General features: G+C 72.8%; 16 protein-coding genes. 8 read left to right on the top strand and 8 right to left on the bottom strand.

Translation table 11 applies throughout. The features are described 5' to 3' along the window. Window positions 1–175: 175 nt before the first annotated feature. A complete protein-coding gene (locus tag ABZ896_RS20390) occupies window positions 176–781 on the top strand; it encodes a TetR/AcrR family transcriptional regulator (RefSeq protein WP_360930603.1) in 606 nt (201 codons plus the stop codon). A gap of 3 nt (window positions 782–784) precedes the next feature. Here ABZ896_RS20390 and ABZ896_RS20385 read toward each other — a convergent pair whose 3' ends face one another. From ABZ896_RS20385 to ABZ896_RS20370, 4 genes are all read right to left on the bottom strand, one after another. Beyond that, the gene (locus ABZ896_RS20385) at window positions 785–1108 is read right to left on the bottom strand and encodes a multidrug efflux SMR transporter (RefSeq protein WP_266888278.1); all 324 of its coding nucleotides are present in this window, start codon (window positions 1106–1108) and stop codon (window positions 785–787) included. A 101-nt stretch (window positions 1109–1209) separates the two neighbouring features. Next, window positions 1210–2220, bottom strand: coding sequence for a ribosome small subunit-dependent GTPase A (gene rsgA / locus ABZ896_RS20380; RefSeq protein ID WP_360930599.1), 1011 nt, complete (start codon window positions 2218–2220; stop codon window positions 1210–1212). Between the two features lie 11 nt (window positions 2221–2231). Beyond that, entirely contained in the window at window positions 2232–3548 is a 1317-nt protein-coding gene (aroA, locus tag ABZ896_RS20375; RefSeq protein WP_360930596.1) for a 3-phosphoshikimate 1-carboxyvinyltransferase, read from the bottom strand. A 100-nt stretch (window positions 3549–3648) separates the two neighbouring features. Then, the gene (locus ABZ896_RS20370; RefSeq protein WP_360930593.1) at window positions 3649–4362 is read right to left on the bottom strand and encodes a M50 family metallopeptidase; all 714 of its coding nucleotides are present in this window, start codon (window positions 4360–4362) and stop codon (window positions 3649–3651) included. Window positions 4363–4584: 222 nt separating this feature from the next. Between ABZ896_RS20370 and ABZ896_RS20365 the strand changes: the two genes are divergently transcribed. Next, window positions 4585–7710: a BTAD domain-containing putative transcriptional regulator gene (locus ABZ896_RS20365; RefSeq protein ID WP_360930590.1), complete on the top strand. Its 3126-nt coding sequence runs from the start codon at window positions 4585–4587 to the stop codon at window positions 7708–7710. A gap of 213 nt (window positions 7711–7923) precedes the next feature. Here ABZ896_RS20365 and ABZ896_RS20360 read toward each other — a convergent pair whose 3' ends face one another. From ABZ896_RS20360 to ABZ896_RS20345, 4 genes are read right to left on the bottom strand one after another with little or no spacing between them, the layout of a single operon-like run. Continuing rightward, window positions 7924–8070, bottom strand: coding sequence for a hypothetical protein (locus ABZ896_RS20360; protein WP_360930587.1), 147 nt, complete (start codon window positions 8068–8070; stop codon window positions 7924–7926). Between the two features lie 50 nt (window positions 8071–8120). Continuing rightward, window positions 8121–9425 carry a cytochrome P450 gene (locus ABZ896_RS20355; protein ID WP_360930585.1) on the bottom strand — a complete coding sequence of 435 codons (1305 nt, stop codon included), beginning with the start codon at window positions 9423–9425 and terminating at the stop codon, window positions 8121–8123. 13 nt (window positions 9426–9438) lie between these two features. Then, window positions 9439–10245 (bottom strand): alpha/beta fold hydrolase, encoded by an 807-nt coding sequence (locus ABZ896_RS20350; RefSeq protein ID WP_360930582.1) that lies wholly within the window; start codon window positions 10243–10245, stop codon window positions 9439–9441. Window positions 10246–10259: 14 nt separating this feature from the next. Beyond that, on the bottom strand, window positions 10260–12017 hold the full coding sequence (locus tag ABZ896_RS20345) for a non-ribosomal peptide synthetase (RefSeq protein WP_360930579.1): 1758 nt from the start codon (window positions 12015–12017) through the stop codon (window positions 10260–10262). 132 nt (window positions 12018–12149) lie between these two features. On the opposite strand from ABZ896_RS20345, the gene ABZ896_RS20340 reads away from it, so the two are divergent. From ABZ896_RS20340 to ABZ896_RS20315, 6 genes are read left to right on the top strand one after another with little or no spacing between them, the layout of a single operon-like run. Then, window positions 12150–13211 (top strand): pyridoxal-phosphate dependent enzyme, encoded by a 1062-nt coding sequence (locus ABZ896_RS20340; protein WP_360930577.1) that lies wholly within the window; start codon window positions 12150–12152, stop codon window positions 13209–13211. Then, entirely contained in the window at window positions 13208–14407 is a 1200-nt protein-coding gene (locus tag ABZ896_RS20335; protein ID WP_360930574.1) for a hypothetical protein, read from the top strand. Before ABZ896_RS20340 ends, ABZ896_RS20335 begins: the two co-directional genes overlap by 4 nt. Then, the gene (locus ABZ896_RS20330) at window positions 14404–15618 is read left to right on the top strand and encodes an MFS transporter (RefSeq protein ID WP_360930571.1); all 1215 of its coding nucleotides are present in this window, start codon (window positions 14404–14406) and stop codon (window positions 15616–15618) included. The genes ABZ896_RS20335 and ABZ896_RS20330 overlap by 4 nt, the downstream gene beginning before the upstream one ends. Further along, on the top strand, window positions 15611–16825 hold the full coding sequence (locus tag ABZ896_RS20325) for an ATP-grasp domain-containing protein (RefSeq protein ID WP_360930568.1): 1215 nt from the start codon (window positions 15611–15613) through the stop codon (window positions 16823–16825). Before ABZ896_RS20330 ends, ABZ896_RS20325 begins: the two co-directional genes overlap by 8 nt. Further along, window positions 16822–17886 carry a glutathione synthase gene (locus ABZ896_RS20320; protein ID WP_360930565.1) on the top strand — a complete coding sequence of 355 codons (1065 nt, stop codon included), beginning with the start codon at window positions 16822–16824 and terminating at the stop codon, window positions 17884–17886. Before ABZ896_RS20325 ends, ABZ896_RS20320 begins: the two co-directional genes overlap by 4 nt. Beyond that, on the top strand, window positions 17883–19295 hold the full coding sequence (locus ABZ896_RS20315; RefSeq protein ID WP_360930562.1) for a hypothetical protein: 1413 nt from the start codon (window positions 17883–17885) through the stop codon (window positions 19293–19295). Before ABZ896_RS20320 ends, ABZ896_RS20315 begins: the two co-directional genes overlap by 4 nt. Window positions 19296–19300: the final 5 nt, after the last annotated feature.

The following is a 19300-nucleotide window of genomic DNA, read 5'->3' as shown; positions in this document are numbered from 1 at the left end:
CCGGGCCCTGCTCACGGTTTGGCACCACCTTGACGGCGCACGGTGAACGGTTCGGCACCGCCGTGACGGCAGACGGTGACCGCACCGCGCCGTTCCGTGCGCCCGCGAACCCTTGACAGTGCCCCCGCACGCGTCAAATCTGGGGCGCAGAGCCGCTCGCTCCTGGGAGGCGACGATGCCTGCTGCGCGGGAATCCCTGCTGGACGCCGCTTACACGGCACTGGCGCGCCGGCCGTGGTCCGCGGTGCGGATGGTGGACGTGGCCGCGGCCGCCGGGGTGTCACGGCAGACGCTGTACAACGAGTTCGGCAGCAAGGAGGGGCTGGCCCGCGCGCTCGTCAGGAGAGAGGCGGACGGCTATCTCGTCGGCGTCGAGCGGGCCCTGACCGCCCACGGCGACGCCCGCGAGCGGCTGACCGCGACCGCCGAGTGGACGACGGCCTCCGCCCGCGAGAACGCGCTCGTACGGGCCATGCTCACCGGCTGCTGGAGCGAGCGCCTGCCCTCACCGACCCTCTCCGCGGTGCCGTCCTCCTCGGCGGTGCCGGCGCAGCGCCGCGCGGACGGGCCGCTGCCCTCGCCCGGCGACTTCGTGGCGCTGGTGCGCGACCGCGCGGTGACGGTGCTGGCCGGGCCCGGGGTGCAGAAGTCGGACGTCGCCGAACTCGCCCGCTCCTGCGAACTGGCCGTCCGGCTCGCGCTGTCCTGTGTGGCGGCGCCGCCGGGGGAGGGCGGGGTCGCGGATCTCGTGCGCAGTGCGCTGCACCGGCAGTACGCGTAGGACTCAGTGGGCCGAGCCCGACAGCTGGAGTCCGATCACGCCCACGATCACCAGGCTGATCGACACCAGCTTCAGCGTCGAGACCAGGTCGCCGAGGAAGATCATCCCGTAGATCGCGGTGCCCGCCGCCCCGATGCCGGTCCACACGGCGTAGGCGGGGCCCACGTCGAGCTTGCGCAGCGACAGCGTCAGCAGGCCGAAGCTGCCGAGCGCGAAGATGCAGAACGCGACCGTGGGCCAGAGCCGGGTGAAGCCGTGCGAGAGCTTGAGGCACACCGCGAAACCGGTCTCCAGCAACCCGGCCACCACCACCAGCAGCCACGCCATGTGCTGTCCTCCCGTATGTCCGGCTCGGTGCGATTATGCACTTACCGAACTCGCGTACAGCCAAACAACGCGGAGGTCAGTCGCCCCTCCTGGGCGCCCCCTCAGTCGCCCTCCTTGCGCTCCCTCGTCGCGAGCAGTCGTCGTAGCGAATACAGCCGGGCCGGATCCGCGTGGCCCTCCGCGACCCACTCGTCCAGCGCGCAGTCCTGCTCGTCATGACTGCACGCGCGGGGGCAGTTCTCGGTTCCCGGTTCCAGGTCGGGGAACGCGTGGATCACCCGGGACGGGTCCACGTGGTGCAGTCCGAACGAGCGGACGCCCGGGGTGTCGATCACCCAGCCGTCGTCGCCGTCCAGGGGCAGCGCCAGCGCCGAGGTCGTGGTGTGCCGGCCGCGGCCGGTCACCGCGTTCACATGCCCGGTCAGCCGCCGGCGGTCCACCGGGACCAGTGCGTTGACCAGGGTCGTCTTGCCGACGCCCGAGTGGCCGACGAACGCCGTGATCTTGCCGTCGAGCTGCTCGCGCACCCGCTGCGCCGCGTCGCCGTTCTCCAACTCCTCGCGGCTGGTGACGACATGGGGGATGTCCAGGTCGCCGTAGAGCTCCAGGAGCTTGTCCGGCGGGGCGAGGTCCGACTTGGTCAGCACCAGCAGCGGTTCCAGGCCGCCGTCGTACGCCGCCACCAGGCAGCGGTCGATCAGGCGCGGGCGCGGCTCGGGGTCGGCGAGGGCCGTGACGATGGCGAGCTGGTCGGCGTTGGCGACGACCACGCGCTCGTACGGGTCGTCGTCGTCGGCGGTACGGCGCAGCACCGAGGTGCGCTTCTCGATGCGGACGATCCGCGCGAGGGTGTCCTTCTTGCCGGACAGGTCGCCGACGAGGGCCACCCGGTCGCCGACGATCGCCGCCTTGCGGCCGAGTTCGCGGGCCTTCATCGCCAGCACGATCCGGTCGTCGACGAGGACGGTCAGCCGGCCGCGGTCGACGGTGAGGACCATGCCCTCGGCCGCGTCCTCGTGGGCGGGGCGGATGTTCGTACGGGGTCGGGTGCCCTTGCGGTTCGGGCGGCTGCGGATGTCGTCCTCGTCGGTGTGCTTGCCGTAGCGGCGCATCGTCTACGTCCCTACGCCCCGAGCATCCCTGTCCACAGATCCGGGAAGTCCGGCAGGGTCTTGGCCGTCGTCGCGACGTTCTCGATCCGTACGCCCTCGACCGCGAGGCCGATGATCGCGCCGGCCGTGGCCATGCGGTGGTCCTCGTAGGTGTGGAAGACACCGCCGTGCAGCGGGCGCGGGCGGATGTGCAGTCCGTCGGCGGTCTCGGTGACGTCACCGCCGAGTTCGTTGATCTCCTTGGTGAGCGCGGCCAGGCGGTCCGTCTCGTGCAGCCGCAGGTGGGCGACGCCCCGGAGCGTGGAGGGGGAGTCGGCCAGGGCCGCCACCGCGGCGATGCCGGGGGTCAGCTCGCCGACCTCGCCCAGGTCCACGTCGATGCCGTGGATCGCACCCGATCCGGTGAACACCAGGCCGTACTCGGTGAGTTCGCAGGAGCCGCCCATCTCGGTGAAGATCTCGCGCAGCCGGTCGCCGGGCTGGGTGGTGCGGGCCGGCCAGTCCGGGATCACGACCTTGCCGCCGGTCACCAGGGCGGCGGCGAGGAACGGCTGGGCGTTGGAGAGATCCGGTTCGATGGTGAGGTCGCGGCCGAGGAGAGCGCCCGGCGTGACCCGCCAGACGTTGGGCTCGCCGCCCGACTCGGGGGTGTCCACCTGGGCGCCGACCGCGCGCAGCATGTCCACGGTCATGCGGATGTGCGGGAGGGAGGGCAGGGAGTGGCCTACGTGCCGGACCTCCACGCCCTGGTTGAAGCGGGGGGCGCTCAGCAGGAGGGCGCTGACGAACTGGGACGAGGACGAGGCGTCGATCTCCACCGGGCCGCCGTCCAGGGCGCCCGCGCCGTGCACGGTGAGCGGCAGCGCGCCTCGGCCGTCGTCGTCGATCCGGGCGCCGAGGACGCGGAGGGCGTCGATGACGCCGTTCAGGGGGCGCTCGTACGACCTCGGGTCGCCGTCGAAGCGGATCTCGCCGTCGGCGAGGGCGGCGACGGGGGGGAGGAAGCGCATGACGGTGCCGGCGTTGCCCACGTCGACGGTGGCGGGGCCGCGGAGCCCTGCCGGGAGGACGCGCCAGGTCTCTCCGGTGCCGTCGGGGCCCACTCCCTCCTCGATTCCCACGCCCATCTCGCGGAGGGCTGCCGCCATGAGGAGGGTGTCCCGGGAGCGGAGGGGGCGGCGGAGCCAACCCGGTTCTGAGGCGAGGGATGCGAGGACCAGGGCGCGGTTGGTTACGGACTTCGACCCCGGGACGTGGACCGTGGCGTCGATGGCTCCGCTTGCGTGGGGGGCGGGCCAGGGGGCGGGTTCTGCGGGGTTCAAAGCCATGGGTCCACTTTAGTGGGGGGTGCGTTGTTGGGTGCGGCGCCGTTGTGGCTGGTCGCGCAGTTCCCCGCGCCCCTGGATGACGTGCCCCTTCGGGGCTACGTCATCCATCCAGCAACCACCTACCCCCGCCTATCAGTGAGCACAGTGACACCGCGTGGAACAGGAACAGCCACAAGCCCGCCGGGACGTTTGTCAGTCTCGACAGTTGGTCTGCGTCGGAGTCGCCTGCGCCTCCCCTTGACCTCTTCGCCTGTAGTTCGAACGCGGGGCGTACTCCGCCTAGCAGCAGAAACCACACCACCGCGTACGCGAACGCCGCCTGGATCTGGGGGCCAGCCAGCCAGGAGACCAGGACGAAGGTGCCGCCGGTCAGGATCACCGTGAGGGCGCCGTAGGCGTTGCGGATCATGACCAGCATGGCTATCAGGAGGGCCGTCGCCACCCAGAGGAGGAGGGTGATGCGGCCCGCGCCCAGCAGGGCCGCGCCGCCCAGGCCCAGGAGGGGCGGGGCCGTGTAGCCGGCCGCCGCCGTGAGGATCATGCCGAGGCCGTGGGGCTTGCCGCGGCTGACCGTGAGGCCGCTGGTGTCGGAGTGCAGGCGGATGCCGGTCAGCTGGCGGCCGGTGATCAGGGCGATCAGTCCGTGGCCGCCCTCGTGGGCGATGGTGATGGCGTTGCGGGCGATACGCCACACGTTGTGGGGGACGACCACGGCGAGCGCGGCCACGAGGGTCGCGATGACGACCCACAGGTCCGGGTCGCTCTGGGTGCCGACGAGTTCGTCCCACAGAGAGGTCGCAGTACTGCTGTCCATGTCTTCCGGGCGCTCCCTCTCGTCGTACGGAGTGTCCTACGGAGTCTCGCAGTGCGGCCTGTGTGTGCGGAGGGCGGGCCGTCGACGGGGCCGGATCGTTTCTGTTTTCTTGACACTCCGTGAACGGGTCGCAGCTTAAAATCACCACGCGTAGATTCCGCGTGATCATGGACACGATCATGAACGCGATCATGCGGAGAGTGGAGCCGAGGGGGACGCGGAGTGGACGACGGTGTGCGTGGGGAGGCGGGGTTCGCGATCCTGGGGCCGCTGGAAGTCAGGGCCGGCGGGGTCCGGCTGCGGCTCGGCGGGCCCATCCAGGCGCGGGTGCTGACCACCCTGCTGCTCGACCCGTGCCGGATGGTGCCGGTGTCGCGGCTGGTGGAGGCCGCGTGGGACGACGAGCCGCCGGCGACCGCGGCGCACCAGGTGCGCAAGGCGATCGCCGATCTGCGGCAGCGCATCCCGGGCGGGCCCTCGATGATCGTCACCGACGGTCCGGGATACCGGGTGGACGTCGCCCGGAGCCAGCTCGATCTGAGCCAGTTCTCCGACCGGCTCTGCGAGGCGCGGGACGCGCTGGAGGCGGGCCACCTCGCCGAGGCCGCCGAACTGCTGCGCACCGCGCTCGTGCTGTGGCGCGGCCCGGTGCTGCCCGGGGGCGGCGGGTCGGTGATCGCCGCGGCCTCCGTCGTACTGGAGGAGCGGCGGCTGGCCGCCGTGGAGCAGCTGATGGAGCTGCGGCTGGCGCTCGGCGAGAGCCGGGAACTCATCGGCGATCTGCGGGAGTTGGTGGCTGAACATCCCCTGGGAGAATCGTTTCGCGGGCAGTTGATGCTCGCGCTGTACCGCTCGGGGCGGCAGGCCGAGGCGCTGGCCGAGTTCGCCAAGGCGAGGGAACTGCTCATCGAGGAGCTGGGGATCGATCCCGGTCCCCAACTGACCCGGCTGCACGAGGCCATCCTCCGGGACAGCCCCGAACTGGCCGTGCCGGACGCGGTGTCGCCGGAGTCCGCGGTCGCGTCGGCCGCACCCGCGGCGAGCGGTGAACCCGAGCCCGAGGCGGTGGCGGCCCCGTGCACCCTCCCGCACGACCTCACGGACTTCGCCGGGCGCGACCGGGAGTTGACCCAGCTGCTGGAGTACGCCGCACCGCCGCGGGACGGGGCGGTGCGGATCGTGGCCGTCGACGGCATGGGCGGCAGCGGCAAGACCGCGCTCGTCGTGCGGGGCGCGCACCGGCTGGCCGACCGGTACCCGGACGGGCAGCTCTTCGTCGACCTGCGCGGATTCACCCCGGGCGAGCAGCCGATGCGGCCCGGCACGGTGATCGGCACACTGCTGCGCACCCTGGGCGTGCCGGGGGAGCGGATCCCCGACGACCTCGACGGCCGGGTCGCCCTGTGGCGGACCACCCTGGCCAACCGCCGGGTGCTCCTGGTGCTGGACAACGCGGCGGACGCCGCGCAGATCCGCCCGCTGCTGCCCTCGCACCCCGGCTCCCTCGGCCTGCTCACCAGCCGGATCCGCATGGTCGGTCTCGACGGGGCCGAGTGGATGTCCATCGGGACGATGTCGCCCTCGGACAGCCTCGCGCTGATCACCGGCGCGCTGGGCGAGGAGCGGGTGCTCGGTGAGCCGGAGGCGGCGGCGGAGCTGGCGGCCCTGTGCGGGAACCTGCCGCTCGCGCTGCGGATCGCCACGGCCCGGCTGCGCAACCGGCCGCTGTGGACCCTGGGCCACCTCGTGGGCCGGCTCGGGGACGAGACCAGGCGGCTCGACGAGCTGAAGTCCGGTGACCGGAGCGTCGAGGCGACCCTGCGGATGTCGTACCACGGACTGGACGCGCGGCACCGCGAGGCGTTCCGGCTGCTCGGGCTGCACCCGGGGGCCGAGACCGACACCCACTCGGCGGCCGCCCTGCTCGACACCTCCTCGGCCGAGGCGGAGGAGGTGCTGGAGCATCTGCTGGACATGCACCTGGTCGAGCAGCACGAGATCGGCCGGTACACCTTCCACGACCTGGTCCGCAGCTTCGCGCAGCGGCTCCGTGAGGAGGAGGGGGCGGACGCGGGACAGGAGCGGGCCGCCTTCGGGAGGCTGCTGGACCACTTCCTGACGGTGACGGACCAGGCCTGCGCGGTCCTGTACCCGGGGCGGGTTCCCGTCGGGGGCGGCGCGCACGCGAGCGGGGGTGACGGGCGCGGTACGACGGCCGTCGTGGCGCCTCCGGGTGGCCGGGTCGCCGAGCCGTCGTCGATCGGCCAGATCGCCGAGCCGCCGTCGAGTGGGCAGGTCGTCGAGGCGGAGTCGTTCTTCGAGCGGGAGCACGGCACGCTGCTCTCGGCCGTCGCGCGCGCCGAGCGGCTGGGGTTCCTCGGCCAGACCGTGCACCTGTCCCGGAACCTGGTCTTCCACCTCAACTCGCGCAGCTGTCTGGAGGAGTACCGGCAGGCGGCGACGATCGCGGTGGCCGCGGCCCGCCGGCTCGGGGACCCCGTGCTGCTGCGGGTGAGCCTGTCGAATCTGGGCTCCGCCTGGTGGCGGCTGGGCCGGTTCCGGGAGGGGATCCCGGTGGCCGAGGAGGCGCTGGGTGTCGCGAAGGACCACGGGGACCGCAACGGCGAGGCCGTCTGCCTCAGCCTGCTCGGTCTGCTGCACAGCTGCCTCGGCCACTTCCCCGAGGCGCAGGGCTATCTGGAGCAGGCGGTCGAGCGGCGCCACGACATGGCCGACGGCCGGCAGGGCGCGTACGCCTGGTGCAGCCTGAGCACGGTGTACACCTGGCTCGGCCGGTACCGGGAGGCGGCGGTGGCCGCCGAGCACGCGGTGCGGCTCAGCCGGGAACTCGGCGCCCGCGCCGAGGAGATCACCGCGCTCACCGATCTGACGGCGGCCCTGCTCGGCACGGAGGAGTATCCGGCCGCGCGCGCCGTGGTGGAACGCGCACTGGAACTCGGCGACGAGTTGCGGATGCCGGAGGAGTACGCGCACGCGCTGGCGCTCGCCGCGGACGTGAGCCAGTGGCTCGGGGCCGGCGAGGAGTCGGCCGGGTACGCGGAGCGGGCCCTGCACCTGATCCGTTCCAAGGGGACCGCGACCCGGCAGGCGACCGTCCAGAACATCCTCGGGCGGGTGCACTGCCGCAGGGGCGAGTTCGCGCAGGCCCTGGAACTGCACCGCAGCGCGCGCTTCCACGCCGGAGCCATCGAGTACCGGATCGAGGTGGCCCAGGCCGTCGAGGGGATGGCCGAGGCCCTCGACGGCCTGGGCGACGTACGAGAGGCAGCCGCGCACCGCCTCAGCGCGCGGGAGCTGTACGCGGGGATGACGGGCGTACGGGGGTGAGGGGCCGGTGGGCGGGGCGGGCCGGTCGGGGTGAGCCGGGCCGTCGACGGGAGCTGGCCGGCCGGCCGGAGTGGGCTCACCTGCGGGAGCGAGCCGGTCGGCGGGGGCTGGCCGGCCAGCCGGAGTGGACTTACCGGCGGGAGCGAGCCCGTTCACCGGATCGGCCCCACCGGCCGGAGGGAACCAACCGGCCGGACCGAGCCCGTCGCCGAGTCACCCGCCCGTGCTGCCCGGCCCCGTGCCGTTGGCCAGGATGGTGTGGGCGGTGGTGGGGGCGGATGCCTCGTGGGTGAGGGTTCCGACGCCCGCGGCGAGGGCGAGGGAGAGGATCCCGGCGAGTACGGCCAGTTTGCTGCGCATTCCGTGCACCTTCGTTTCTGCGAGTGCGGTGTGTGGGTGTGCCGGAATGCTCACCGCGGCCCTTCCCGCCCCGTTCCCGGACCGGTACCGGTGGGAACGGCATATGCCGAGGTCAAACGGATGGGAAGGCTCCGCAAGCCGTTGACCACGATGGACTCCAGCCGCTCGGCCGGTCCGTCCGGCAGCGCCCGGTCCACCCGCGCGAAGAACTCCCGCAGCACGGCCCGGATCTCCAGCCGGGCCAGCTGGGTGCCCACGCAGTAGTGCGGGCCCGCGCCGAGCGCCAGATGCCGGTTCGGGGACCGGCGGATGTCGAAGCGGTCGGGGTCGGGGAAGTGCGCCGGGTCGCGGTTGGCCGCCGGCAGCCAGCACACGACGAGCTCGCCCCGGCCGATCCGCTCGCCGCCGAGCGTCACGTCCCTCGTCGCCCGGCGCACGATGTGCGTGGCGCTCGACGTCCAGCGCAGGATCTCGTCGATCGCGGACTCGACCAGGCCGGTGTCGTCGAAGTTCCGGCGCAGCAGCTCCCACTGGTCCGGGTGGTCAAGCAGCGCCAGCATCCCGCCCGACATGGCGAGGCGGACGTTCTCCGTGCCGCCCACCAGCAGGTTGTCGCAGTTGAGCACCACCTCGTCGAGCGGGAGCGGCGCGCCCTCGTGGCGCACTCCGGCCAGCACACTGACCAGGTCCTCGCCCGGCTCGGCCCGGCGCCGCTCGGCCAGGGCGCCGAAGTAGTCGAGGATCTCCAGGTGGGCGAGGGTGCGTTCCTCCGCCGTGGCGGCGCAGAAGGCGTCCGTCGACCACTCGACGATCAGCGGCCGGTCCGCGTCCGGGATGCCGAGGAACGCGCAGACCACCTCCACCGGCAGCTGCGCGGCGACCTCGGTCACGAAGTCGAACCGGCCCCTGTCGACGGCCGCCTCGACGATCCGCCGTGCCGACGCGTCCAGTTCGGACCGCAGCAGCCGCAGGTTCCTGGGCGCGAACCAGCCGGCGACGGCCGAGCGCAGCGCATGGTGGCGTGGCGGGTCGGAGAGCGCCAGGGTGCGGTTGCCGCCGGGGTCCTCACCCTGGGACAGCGGACGCAACAGGATGCCCGACGAGGAACTGAACGCCTCGGCGTCCCTGAGCACCTCCTTGATCTCGTCGTGGCGGGTCAGCGACCAGAAGCCGGGGAAGTCCCCGGGCTCGTGCCACAGCACGGGGGCGGCCCGGCGCATCCGCCGCCACAGCTCGAAGGGGTTGCCCTGCCGGTAGGTCCGCCCGTCGACGAGCCGGCCGGCCTCGCGGCGCAGTTCGGCGAGGCCGGCCAGGTCTCCCGGATGCCCGGCCGGTCCGGTCTGTGTGTACGGCATGCCGCATTCCCCCTCAGGAAGTCCGTGTGGAACGAGAAGCCCGTGCGGAACGAGAAGTCCCGGTGGAACGGGAGCCGAGGCTCCCGGCCCGGGCCAGCTCGGCCGCGATCAGCCCGACCGGCGGATTCGAGCGCAGGTAGAAGTGCCCGCCCTCCTTCACCACCTGCGCGAACCCGCCCGCCGCGTGGTCCCGCCAGCGCCCTGCCCGCGACCGGATCTCCGGGATGTCGTCCGCGCCGACCACGCTGACCAGCCGGGCGCCGGTCCGCGTCCCGGCGTGTTCCCGGTACCCGGACACCAGCCTGAGGTCGTCCTTGACGTACTCCAGGAGCAGCCCGAGCAGCTCCTCGTCCTGCCGGAGTTCCGCGCTCAGCGGTTCGTACCGTTCGAGGTACGCCAGTACGTCGGCGTCCCTCTCGTAGGGGACCGGCGGCCGCAGCGCGGGGGCCGCGGCCGAGGAGAGCACCAGGGTGGGCGTCGGCACCCCGGCCGCGCGCAGCAGCCGGTCCACCTCGAAGGCGACGTACGCGCCCATGCTGTGCCCGAACAGCAGGGAGTACCGCTCGCCGCGGGCCAGGATCTCCTCCGTCACCGCGCGGGCGAGCGCGGCCAGGCTCTCCGGCGCGGGCTCCGCGAACCGGTCCTCGCGCCCGGGGTACTGCACGGCGTCCACCCGGACCGCGGGCAGCAGCGCCTGCCACGACCGGAAGAACGAGGCACAGCCACCCGCGTGCGGGAAGCAGAGCACGGAGCCGGAGTCGGCAGCGGGGTGGGTGGGGCCACCGGGTACGGCCCTCGTGGATCTGATGTACACGGACATGGGAACCCCGTAGCTCAGAGCCGCGACAACAGATCCACCTGCTGGGGGATCGTGCCGCAGCGGTAGACGTTCTTGACCCCCACCGGGCGGCCGGCAAGTTCGCCGAGCGCCCGGGAGAGCCTGATCACGGTCAGCGAGTTGCCGCCGAGCGAGAAGAAGGTGTCCTGCTCGGAGGAGGCCACCGGCACGCCGAGGACCTTCTCCCAGACCCGGGCGATGTGGTCGGCGAGGGCGCCCTCCCCGGGCAGCCGCTCCGGTTCCACGGGCGGAGCCGTGGTGGCCAGCAGCGCGGCCCGGTCGGTCTTGTCGTGGGCGGTGCGCGGCAGCGCCGCGGTGAAGACGATCCGGTCGGGGACCACGGCGGCGCCCAGCTCCCCCTCCAGGAAGCCGCGGATCGAGGCGGCGGACGGCTCGGCGCCGGGTTCCGCGACCACGAAGGCGTGGCATACGGCGGTCTCCGCGTCGTACGCCACCGCGGCGGCCCGGACCCCGGGGTGCGCCGTCAGCGCCTCCTCCAGCGTCTCCAGGTGGACCCGCACTCCGCGGATCTTCACCTCGTTGTCCAGCCGCCCGACGAACTCCAGGCCCTCCTCGTCCGAGAACCGGCCGAGATCCCCGGTGAGGTAGGCGCGGACGGGCGGACCGGCCGTGGCGGGCAGGTCGACGAACTTCGCCGCCGTCTGCCGTTCGTCGCCGACGTAGCCCTGGGCGACCCCCGGGCCGCTGACGGCGATCTGCCCCACCGCGCCGGGCGGCACCGGCCGCAGCCGGTCGTCGAGCAGCCGCAGCGAGGTGCCGGGGATCGGGAAGCCGATGCCGGTGGGGCCGGGCTTCTCGTAGATCCGGGCGGTGGACCAGACGGTGCACTCGGTGGGGCCGTACTCGTTGCTGAGGGCCACGCCCGGCAGCAGCGCGAAGTGCCGGTCGAGGACGCTCTGCGGGAGCGCCTCGCCGGCGCTGGTCACCAGTCGCAGCGAGGCGGCCTGCGCCGTGTGCCGCTCGTCCTCGCGCAGCGTGTGCAGCAGCTCCCGGTGGAAGCCGGGGACCGTCAGCGTGTGGGTGACCCGGTGCCGGGCGATCAGGCCGAGGACCGCCTGGGGGACGCGCCGTTCCTCCTCGTCGGCGACGACGAGGGTGCCGCCGGCCGCGAGCGTGCCCCAGAGCCCGGCCAGCGAGGAGTCGAAGTGGAACGGGGAGAGCAGCAGGAAGACCGGGACGCCGAAGCCGTCGTAGAGCGCGAGCCGGGCGGCGTTGGAGTGCGCCAGGTTTCCCTGCGAGACGGAGACGCCCTTCGGCCGGCCGCTGCTGCCGGAGGTGAACAGGACGTACGCCTCCGCGTCGGGCGACCGCGACGCGACCGCGGCCGGGACCGCCCCCGCGGGCCCCGCCGGCCACTCGCGCGGGTCGACCACCACCGACAGCCCCGCCGTGCGCCGGATGTGCTCGGCCGCGCCCTGCGGTGCCGCCGGATCCAGGAAGACGAAGGACCGCCCGGACAGCCAGATGCCCAGGGCGTGGACGGCGGCTCCCGCCGTCCGGTGCGAGACGACACCGATTCTGCGCGCGGCCGCGCACCTCTCGTCCGCGCCGATCGCGCGGGCGACGGCGGCGGCCCCGGCCGCCAACTCGCCGTAGCTGACACGCTCTTCGCCGCAGATCACCGCTGTGCGCTCCGGGTGGCGGCGGGCGTGTTCCAGCACCGCCGCGGAGACCAGCGGCACGGGTTCGGGCAGGCGGGGTCCTGATATCACGCCGGATTCGGATGTCGTCATGGCGAAGATCCTCGGCAGGGCCGTTCCGGGAACCCTCCCGCCGCGGTCCCGAATCACTCCGGGACCCGGACGGGAACGAGACGGGAACGGGCCGGTAAGCCGCCGGGACCGGCCTGCCCTAGACCTCTTCCCATGTACCGATCATTCGCAGAGAAGCTGGCGGAACCCGACCTCATCGACCTGGGGAACGGCATCCATGTGCTGCGGTTCGAGGTCATGAAGGTCACCTCGGTCCGCGCCGCGGTCAGGGACCTGCTGGACCGCGGGGTCGTCCGCCCGGGGCAGACCGTGGTGGACAGCTCCAGCGGCATATACGGGCACGCCCTCGCGCTGGTCTGCCGCGAGTTCGGTCTGAAGTGCCACATCTTCGCCTCCGTGGCGGTCGACGCGGCCATCCGTACCCAGCTCAAGTACCTCGGGGCCACCTACACCCAGGTCCCCTCCTCCGGCGACGACGGCCTCCAGCACGACCAGGAGACCCGGGTCCGGCTGGTCCACGCCTACCTGGAGGAGAACCCGGACGCGTACTGGATGCAGCAGTACCACGACGACGTCCACTACATCGGCTACGAGAGCGTCGCGAACACCCTGGTCAAGGAGGTGGGGTCGGCGGGGATCACGCTGGTCGGCGGGGTCGGCACCGGAGCGTCGACCAGCGCCATGAGCCGCTATCTGCGGGAGTCGAGCAACGACGTCCGGGTGGCCGGGATCCAGCCCTTCGGCAGCCGTTCCTTCGGCTCGGAGGCGATCCCGCTGGACGGGTTCATCATCGCCGGGATCGGCAGCGGGATCCGCTTCGCCAACATCGACTACACCGCCTACGACGACATCCACTGGATCAACTTCGACGTCTCCGCGGCCGGTTGCCGCCATCTGCTGTCCACCACCGGCGTCTTCGCCGGCCTCTCCGCGGGCGCCGGCTGGCAGGTGGCCCGGCACATCCGCCGGCAGGAACCGGACGGCGGCCCCGTCGTCTTCCTCGCGGCCGACCCCGGACACCGCTACGTCGACCGGGTCTTCCCGCCCGACGGCCCGCTCGTCCGGGACCCCGAGTACCGGCCGCAGACCATCACCGACCTGTCCCGGATGACCGGCCCCTGGTCCACGATGCGCTGGGCCCGCAGGCCCTACGACGTCCAGGACGACCTGCCGGTCCTCCCGGTCGGCCAGAACTCCCCGAGGAACGCCGCATGAGCCGGATCGCCGTCATCAACTACGGCCCCCAGCACGACTACGCCGCCATGCTCCCCGAAGTGGCGGACCGCCTCCACGTGTTCAGCCACAACGAGCTGAAGAACACCGAGAGCCTCGCGCGCTACGAGTACGTACCCGACTGCGAGTTCGTCCCGTACCCGGAACTGACGATCCGCCGGCTCGCCGCCGAGCGGCCCTTCACCCACCTGATCACGGACAACGAGTACGACCTGGAGCGCGCCGCCCGGATCCGCGCGGACCTGGGCATCCCGGGGCAGTCGGAGGCGAGCGCCCTGTCCTTCCGGGACAAGGCGGTGATGAAGCGGGTGGCCGGCACCGCCGTGCGCGTCCCGCGCTTCGCCCGGCTGGAGACGTTCGGCGACCTCACCGGGTTCGTCGCGGAGAACGGCTACCCGGTGGTCGTCAAGCCGGTGAAGCAGGGCGGCTCGCGGGACATCGTCGTCCTGCGCGACGAGGACGACCTGACCGCGTTCAGCCGCCGGCACTGGCGGGAGGACCTGCTGGCCGAGGAGTTCGTCGAGGGCCGGATGTGCCACGTCGACGCGGTGCTCGCCCCCGGCTACCGGTTCGTGGCCGCCTCCCGCTATCTGCGCAGCTGCCTCGGCGTCTTCTCCGGGCACAACAACGGCTCGGTGCAGCTGGGCCCCGGCGATCCGCTCGCCCGCCGGCTGGAGGAGTTCCTCGACCGGGTCCTCGCGGCCTTCGACACCCCCGAGGTCGGCGCGTACCACCTGGAGGTGTTCCACACCCCGGACGACGAGCTGGTGCTCTGCGAGATCGCCTCCCGGGTCGGCGGCAACCGCATCCCCGCGCTCACCCGCGCCACCTACGGCGTCGACCTCCACTCCGCCTGGCTGCGCCACTCGCTGGGACTCCCCGTCGAGGCGCCGCCCGCCGGCCCGCCCGCCGAGGTGCACGGCTCGGTCTCCGTCCTGCCCCAGGGCCGGCCGGTCCGCGCCCCGGACCGGCCGCCCTTCCCCTGGGTGCGGGAGTACCAGGTCAACGAGGGGCTCGCGCCCGGTGCCGTGGCCCAGAACAGCACCTCGCACCTGTGCTTCGTGATCGTCGCCGGCGCCGACGCGGCGCAGGTGGAGGAGCGGCTGCTGGAGACCGAGGCCTGGCTGATGGCCCGCCTGGAGCACCCGGGCGACGGCCCCGGGGACGAGGCGGCATGACCACCTGGCGCCGGATCTCGCCGGCCGGCCGCGTCCTGCTCACGACGGTGCTGCTCACCGGTCTGACGACGTTCATGTTCCTGCCGCTGCTGGCGCTGGAGTTCACCGCCCAGGGCGTGCCGGCCACCCAGACGGGATTCCTCGTCGGACTGCTCGCCTTCTGCGGCCAGGGGTTCTCGCTGGTGTCCGGGCTGATCGTGGACCGGTTCGGCACCCGGGCGGTGCTGACGACGGGCTTCGCCCTGCGGATCGGCGGCTATCTGCTGCTCGGCGCCGGACTGGGCGTGGGCGGCCCGGACGGCACCCGGCTCGTACCGCTCGTCGCCGGTATCGCGGCGATCGGCGTGGGCGGCTCGCTGCTCGGGCTGTCCGTCAAGACCCTGCTGGTCACCGAGGACGGCGTCGAACCCCGCGAGATGCTCGCGCTGCGCTCGACCTTCGTGAACATCGGCGTGGTGGCCGGACCCGCCCTGGGCGCGCTCGTGTACCCGCTGGGCTTCGGCTGGATCCTGGGCGCCTGCGTCCTGTCCCATCTGCTGCTCGGCGTACGGCTGACCGTGCGCCCGGTGCGGCGGACGGCGCCCGGACCGCGGGCGCCGGGCAAGGGCGCGGCGGAGCGGGCGGCCGGTGACGGGTGGGGGCCGCGGCAGTGGCTGCCGCTGTGCCTGCTCGGCGTTGCGTACTGGGCGATCTACAGCCAGCTCAACGTCGTCATGCCCATCACCGCCGAGCGGACCACCGGGAGCACGGTCGCGATCTCGGTCGTCTTCGTCGTCAACGGCGCCCTGGTGGTGCTGTGCCAGTACACCCTGCTGCGCCATGTGTTCCGCCGGGCGCAGGCCCGGACGCTCCTGCTCGTCGGCTTCCTGGCCTTCGCCCTCGCCTACGCGGTGTTCATTCCGTTCACCGGCTGGTTCTCGCTGTTCGTGTTCGTCCTGCCGGTGACCTTCGCGGAGATGCTGATCTCGCCCAGCCTGGACGAACAGGCGGTCAGGGCGAGTTCGCCGCTGCGCACCGGACTCGCCCTCGGCACGATGAGCGCCCTCGGTGCGGTCGGCAGCCTGCTCGGCTCCAGCATGGGCGGCTATCTGCTCCAGACGTTCGGCGATGGCGGAGACGGCAGCGGCATCTGGCCGGTGCTCGTCGCCCTCTCCCTCTGCGCGGCGCTGACCAGTTTCCTCCTACCGAAAGCGCGGGCCCAGCATGGCTGACGCACCGGACATCGACGCCGACCTCCGCACCCCGACGGCGGTCCTGCTCAATCCACGGGACCGGGTCGTCGACGCGGCCGTGCAGCTCGGCTGCGCGATGATCGTCGTCGGCGACCCCACCGCACCGCTGCCCCACAACGCGCCCGGCGAGCCCCTGCGCAGCTCCTGGACCGAGGACCCCGGCGAACTCGTCGAACTGCTGAGGGCGATGGACCTGCCCGCGCCGGTCAGCTGTTTCGGCTTCGGTGAACTCGGCTGCGCGGTGGCCGCGGTGGTCAACGAACGCCTGGGCTGGCCCGGCAATCCTCCCGGTGCGCTGGCCGCCTTCAAGGACAAGGCCCGGCTGCGGGCCGTCGTAGGGGACCGGGCCGGTGCGCCGGTCGCCCACGTCCTGTGCGCCGGCCGGGACCGGATCCTGCCCGCGACCGAGCGGATCGGCTTCCCCTGTGTGGTCAAGCCGGTGGACGGCACGGGCAGTTCGGGGGTGCGGTACCTGGCGGACCGCGCGGCGGCCGAGGAGTTCGTGGCCGGCTCGGCGGAGTTCACCACACCCCACCTGGTGGAGGAGTTCCTGGCCGGCACGGAGTACTCCGTCGAGGCGGTCACCTCGCCCGCGGGCCACCGGATCCTGGCGGTCACCGAGAAGGCGACCACGGGTGCCCCGCACTTCGTGGAGACCGGGCACACCCTGCCCGTGACGCTCGACCCCGCGGCCGAGGAGGCGATCGGAGGGCTGGTCACCGCCGTCCTGGACGCCGTCGACTACCGCTACGGGCCCTCGCACACCGAGGTCATGCTGACCGCCGACGGGCCCCGGCTCATCGAGTCGCACGGGCGGCCCGGCGGCGACCGGATCAGCGACATGCTGGACCTGGCCCTCGGCGAGGACGTCTTCGCGCAGACCATCGCCGCCGTCCTCGGTCTCGAACCGCTCCCGGCCCACCCCCGCAGACGGGTCGCCGGCATCCGCTACGTCACCTTCGACCGGCTGGTCCCGCTGCACGGCATCAGCACCGAACTCGTCGCCTCGCTGCCCGGCGTCGCGGAGGTGCACATCAGCGTGCCGGCGGGCGCCACCCCTCCGGAGGTGCGCAGGTCGGGCGACCGGCACGCGTTCGTGGTCGGCACCGGAGACACCCGCGAGGAGCTGGAGAACAACCTCGCCCGGGCGGTCCGGACCCTCACGGCGGGCTCGAAACCGGCGTGACCGCCCGCACCCCGCCCCACTCCATCCACGACTCACAGAACAAGGTGCATCCGTTGCCGTACAAGATCCTGGTCCTGGTCTCCGGGGCGTCCACCTTCGAGCTGAACAACCACTCGATCATCCCCAGCGCCCTGTACCGCGAGGGCCACGAGGTGCACATCGGTGACATCGACACCCTGTGCGTGCACGACTCCGTCGTCGTCTGCGACCGGGTGCGGCTCAGCGAGGAGTTCACCAGCGGCGGCACCTTCCCCGAACTGAGCCTGCCGTACGCGTCCGCCGAGGAGTTCGACCTGGTGTGGGTGCTGGCCGGGACGCATCCGGAGTCGGGCACCGACTCCTTCCAGCTGCTGTGGCTGCTCAACCAGCGGGTGCCGTTCGTCAACGACGCGTCCGCGCTGTTCTACCTCAACACCAAGATCAACCTGGGGGCCGTGGTCCCCGCCGAGCACCTCCCGGTCTCCTACGTCTCCAACGACTTCGACCAACTCAACGCGCTCGTGGAGGCCGACGGCGACCGCTCCTGGGTCGTGAAGCCGACCAACGGCGGCTGCGGGGCGGACGTGTTCGTCGTCAACAGGCGCGACCGCAACCGCTCGGCGCTGCTCGCCAACGCCACCGGCAACGCGGCCTCCCGCTACGGGCGTTACGGCCGTGACGTCATCGGCATGGCCAAGCGGCACACCGCGGTCCAGGAGTACATCCCCACCATCCGGACCAACGAGAAGCGGGTCATCCTCGCCGGCGACGTCCCCGTCTCCGGCTTCCTGCGCTTCCACCCGGAGAACGACCACCGGTCCAACGCCACCCTGGGCGCCCGCTTCGCCGCGCTCGAACTCACCCCGGAGGAGGACGAGTTCGTCCGCGCGCTGGGCAAGCGGATGATGGACCTCGGGATCTTCTATTCGGGCATCGACCTCGCCTTCCCGTACGTCATCGAGGTCAACATGGTGAACCCGGGCGGGCTGAGCTACCACTACCGGGCGACCGGTGAGGACAGGTCCTCGGAGGCCGTCGCCACCGTGCTCGCGGCACTGCGGACCGCCGGGAAGCTGTCATGAGCGGGGTCGTCACGCGGACCGGGGCACGCGCGGAGCAGGCGGCCGGGCCCGACACCTGGTCCTGGCTGGAGCCGCGCACCCTCGCGGCCTGGGACGAGTTCGCGGCGACACCCGACGCCGAGACCGACCGGGAGTGGTTCACCGAGCGGCTGCGCCGGCCCGTCTGGCGCCACCAGTACCCGCCGCACGCCTTCACCGCCGAAGCGGCCCGCACGGTCGAGACGGTCGGGCTGCGCCTCGCCGACCTGGTCTCGGGCTTCCCGCGCCGCGTCTTCGGGGACGACCTGGCGGCCTGGACCCGCTATCTCGGGCTGCCGGACGAGGACGCGGCCCTGATGACCGAGGCGCTGGACCGGCCCCGGCTGCGCCGGGTCGCCACCGCCTTCATGCGGCCCGACCTGGTCGTCACCGACGAGGGACTCAAGCTCGTCGAGCTGAACGTGGCCGCCTCCCTCGGCGGACTCAGCACGCTCGCCCCGTACACCGGCGCCACCCGCGACTCGCGGTACGCCGCCTTCCTGGCCGCGCGCGGACTGCGGCTGGAGGGCCCCGACACGGCACGCGTGTGGCTCGACGTCTTCGCCGGGCTCACCCGGGCGCGCGGCGACGGGCCGCTGCACGTCTTCGAGGCCACCGCCAACCCGGCGGACCTGGACGGCGGCCGCCGCTTCTTCGTCGACATGATCCGCTCCGCGGGCCACGACATCAGCTGCGGCCTGATCAGCGAGCTGGACCTCACCGAGGACGGGGCCCACTTCCGGGGCCGGCGGGTGGACGCCGTCTTCACCGCGTACACCTGGCACGAGTCGAAGAACTTCGTGCCGCCCGCGCTGACCCGCGCGCTGATGGACCTCGACACGGCCGGCAAGCTGGACTTCATCGGCTCGCCCGCCGCCGCCCTGCACGACAACAAGGCGAACCTGGCCCTGCTCCACGACCCCGGGTTCCAGCACCTGCTGACCGACGAGGAGAAGGCCCTCGTACAGGCGCACGTACCGGTGACCTTCCGGCTCCGGCCGGAGACCCTCGACCGCGCGGTCGAGGGCCGCGAGCGGCTGCTCTGCAAGCCCGCCTCGGCCTACGGCGGCAAGGACCTGGCCTTCGGCTTCCTGGCCCCGGACGACCGGTCCTGGGCGGCGGAGCTGCGGGAACGGCTCGCGGACCCGCGCGAGCGCCATGTGCTCCAGGAGCGGGTGCGGCCGTCCGTGGTCGACGTGCCCGGCGTCCGGCCGTCCGGCGGGCGCGAGGTGGTGCTGGCGCCCCTGGTGTTCGGCGGCCGCTTCGCCGGTGTCTTCATGCGCCAGGCCCCGGTGCGGCCCGGGTCGGCGATCAACGCGTCCAGCGGCGCGGAGTCGTCGGCGGTACTGACCCTCGGCGGACGGCTCCGTCCGTCCCCGTCCTCCATGTGAAGGAG

Origin of the sequence: Streptomyces sp. NPDC047072, assembly GCF_040643855.1 — a bacterium.
Classification (GTDB): Bacteria; Actinomycetota; Actinomycetes; order Streptomycetales; family Streptomycetaceae; genus Streptomyces.
This window is presented reverse-complemented; position numbering and strand designations above follow the sequence as displayed.

What these genes read in the sequence shown, in the direction of transcription:
- ABZ896_RS20360 (WP_360930587.1), bottom strand. Translation starts at nt 8,070, where the DNA reads ATGCGCAGCAAACTGGCCGTACTCGCCGGGATCCTCTCCCTCGCCCTC.
- ABZ896_RS20335 (WP_360930574.1), top strand. Translation starts at nt 13,208, where the DNA reads ATGAGCCGGATCGCCGTCATCAACTACGGCCCCCAGCACGACTACGCC.
- ABZ896_RS20315 (WP_360930562.1), top strand. Translation starts at nt 17,883, where the DNA reads ATGAGCGGGGTCGTCACGCGGACCGGGGCACGCGCGGAGCAGGCGGCC.
- ABZ896_RS20325 (WP_360930568.1), top strand. Translation starts at nt 15,611, where the DNA reads ATGGCTGACGCACCGGACATCGACGCCGACCTCCGCACCCCGACGGCG.
- aroA (WP_360930596.1), bottom strand. Translation starts at nt 3,548, where the DNA reads ATGGCTTTGAACCCCGCAGAACCCGCCCCCTGGCCCGCCCCCCACGCA.
- ABZ896_RS20330 (WP_360930571.1), top strand. Translation starts at nt 14,404, where the DNA reads ATGACCACCTGGCGCCGGATCTCGCCGGCCGGCCGCGTCCTGCTCACG.
- rsgA (WP_360930599.1), bottom strand. Translation starts at nt 2,220, where the DNA reads ATGCGCCGCTACGGCAAGCACACCGACGAGGACGACATCCGCAGCCGC.
- ABZ896_RS20340 (WP_360930577.1), top strand. Translation starts at nt 12,150, where the DNA reads ATGTACCGATCATTCGCAGAGAAGCTGGCGGAACCCGACCTCATCGAC.
- ABZ896_RS20345 (WP_360930579.1), bottom strand. Translation starts at nt 12,017, where the DNA reads ATGACGACATCCGAATCCGGCGTGATATCAGGACCCCGCCTGCCCGAA.
- ABZ896_RS20355 (WP_360930585.1), bottom strand. Translation starts at nt 9,425, where the DNA reads ATGCCGTACACACAGACCGGACCGGCCGGGCATCCGGGAGACCTGGCC.
- ABZ896_RS20390 (WP_360930603.1), top strand. Translation starts at nt 176, where the DNA reads ATGCCTGCTGCGCGGGAATCCCTGCTGGACGCCGCTTACACGGCACTG.
- ABZ896_RS20370 (WP_360930593.1), bottom strand. Translation starts at nt 4,362, where the DNA reads ATGGACAGCAGTACTGCGACCTCTCTGTGGGACGAACTCGTCGGCACC.
- ABZ896_RS20385 (WP_266888278.1), bottom strand. Translation starts at nt 1,108, where the DNA reads ATGGCGTGGCTGCTGGTGGTGGTGGCCGGGTTGCTGGAGACCGGTTTC.
- ABZ896_RS20350 (WP_360930582.1), bottom strand. Translation starts at nt 10,245, where the DNA reads ATGTCCGTGTACATCAGATCCACGAGGGCCGTACCCGGTGGCCCCACC.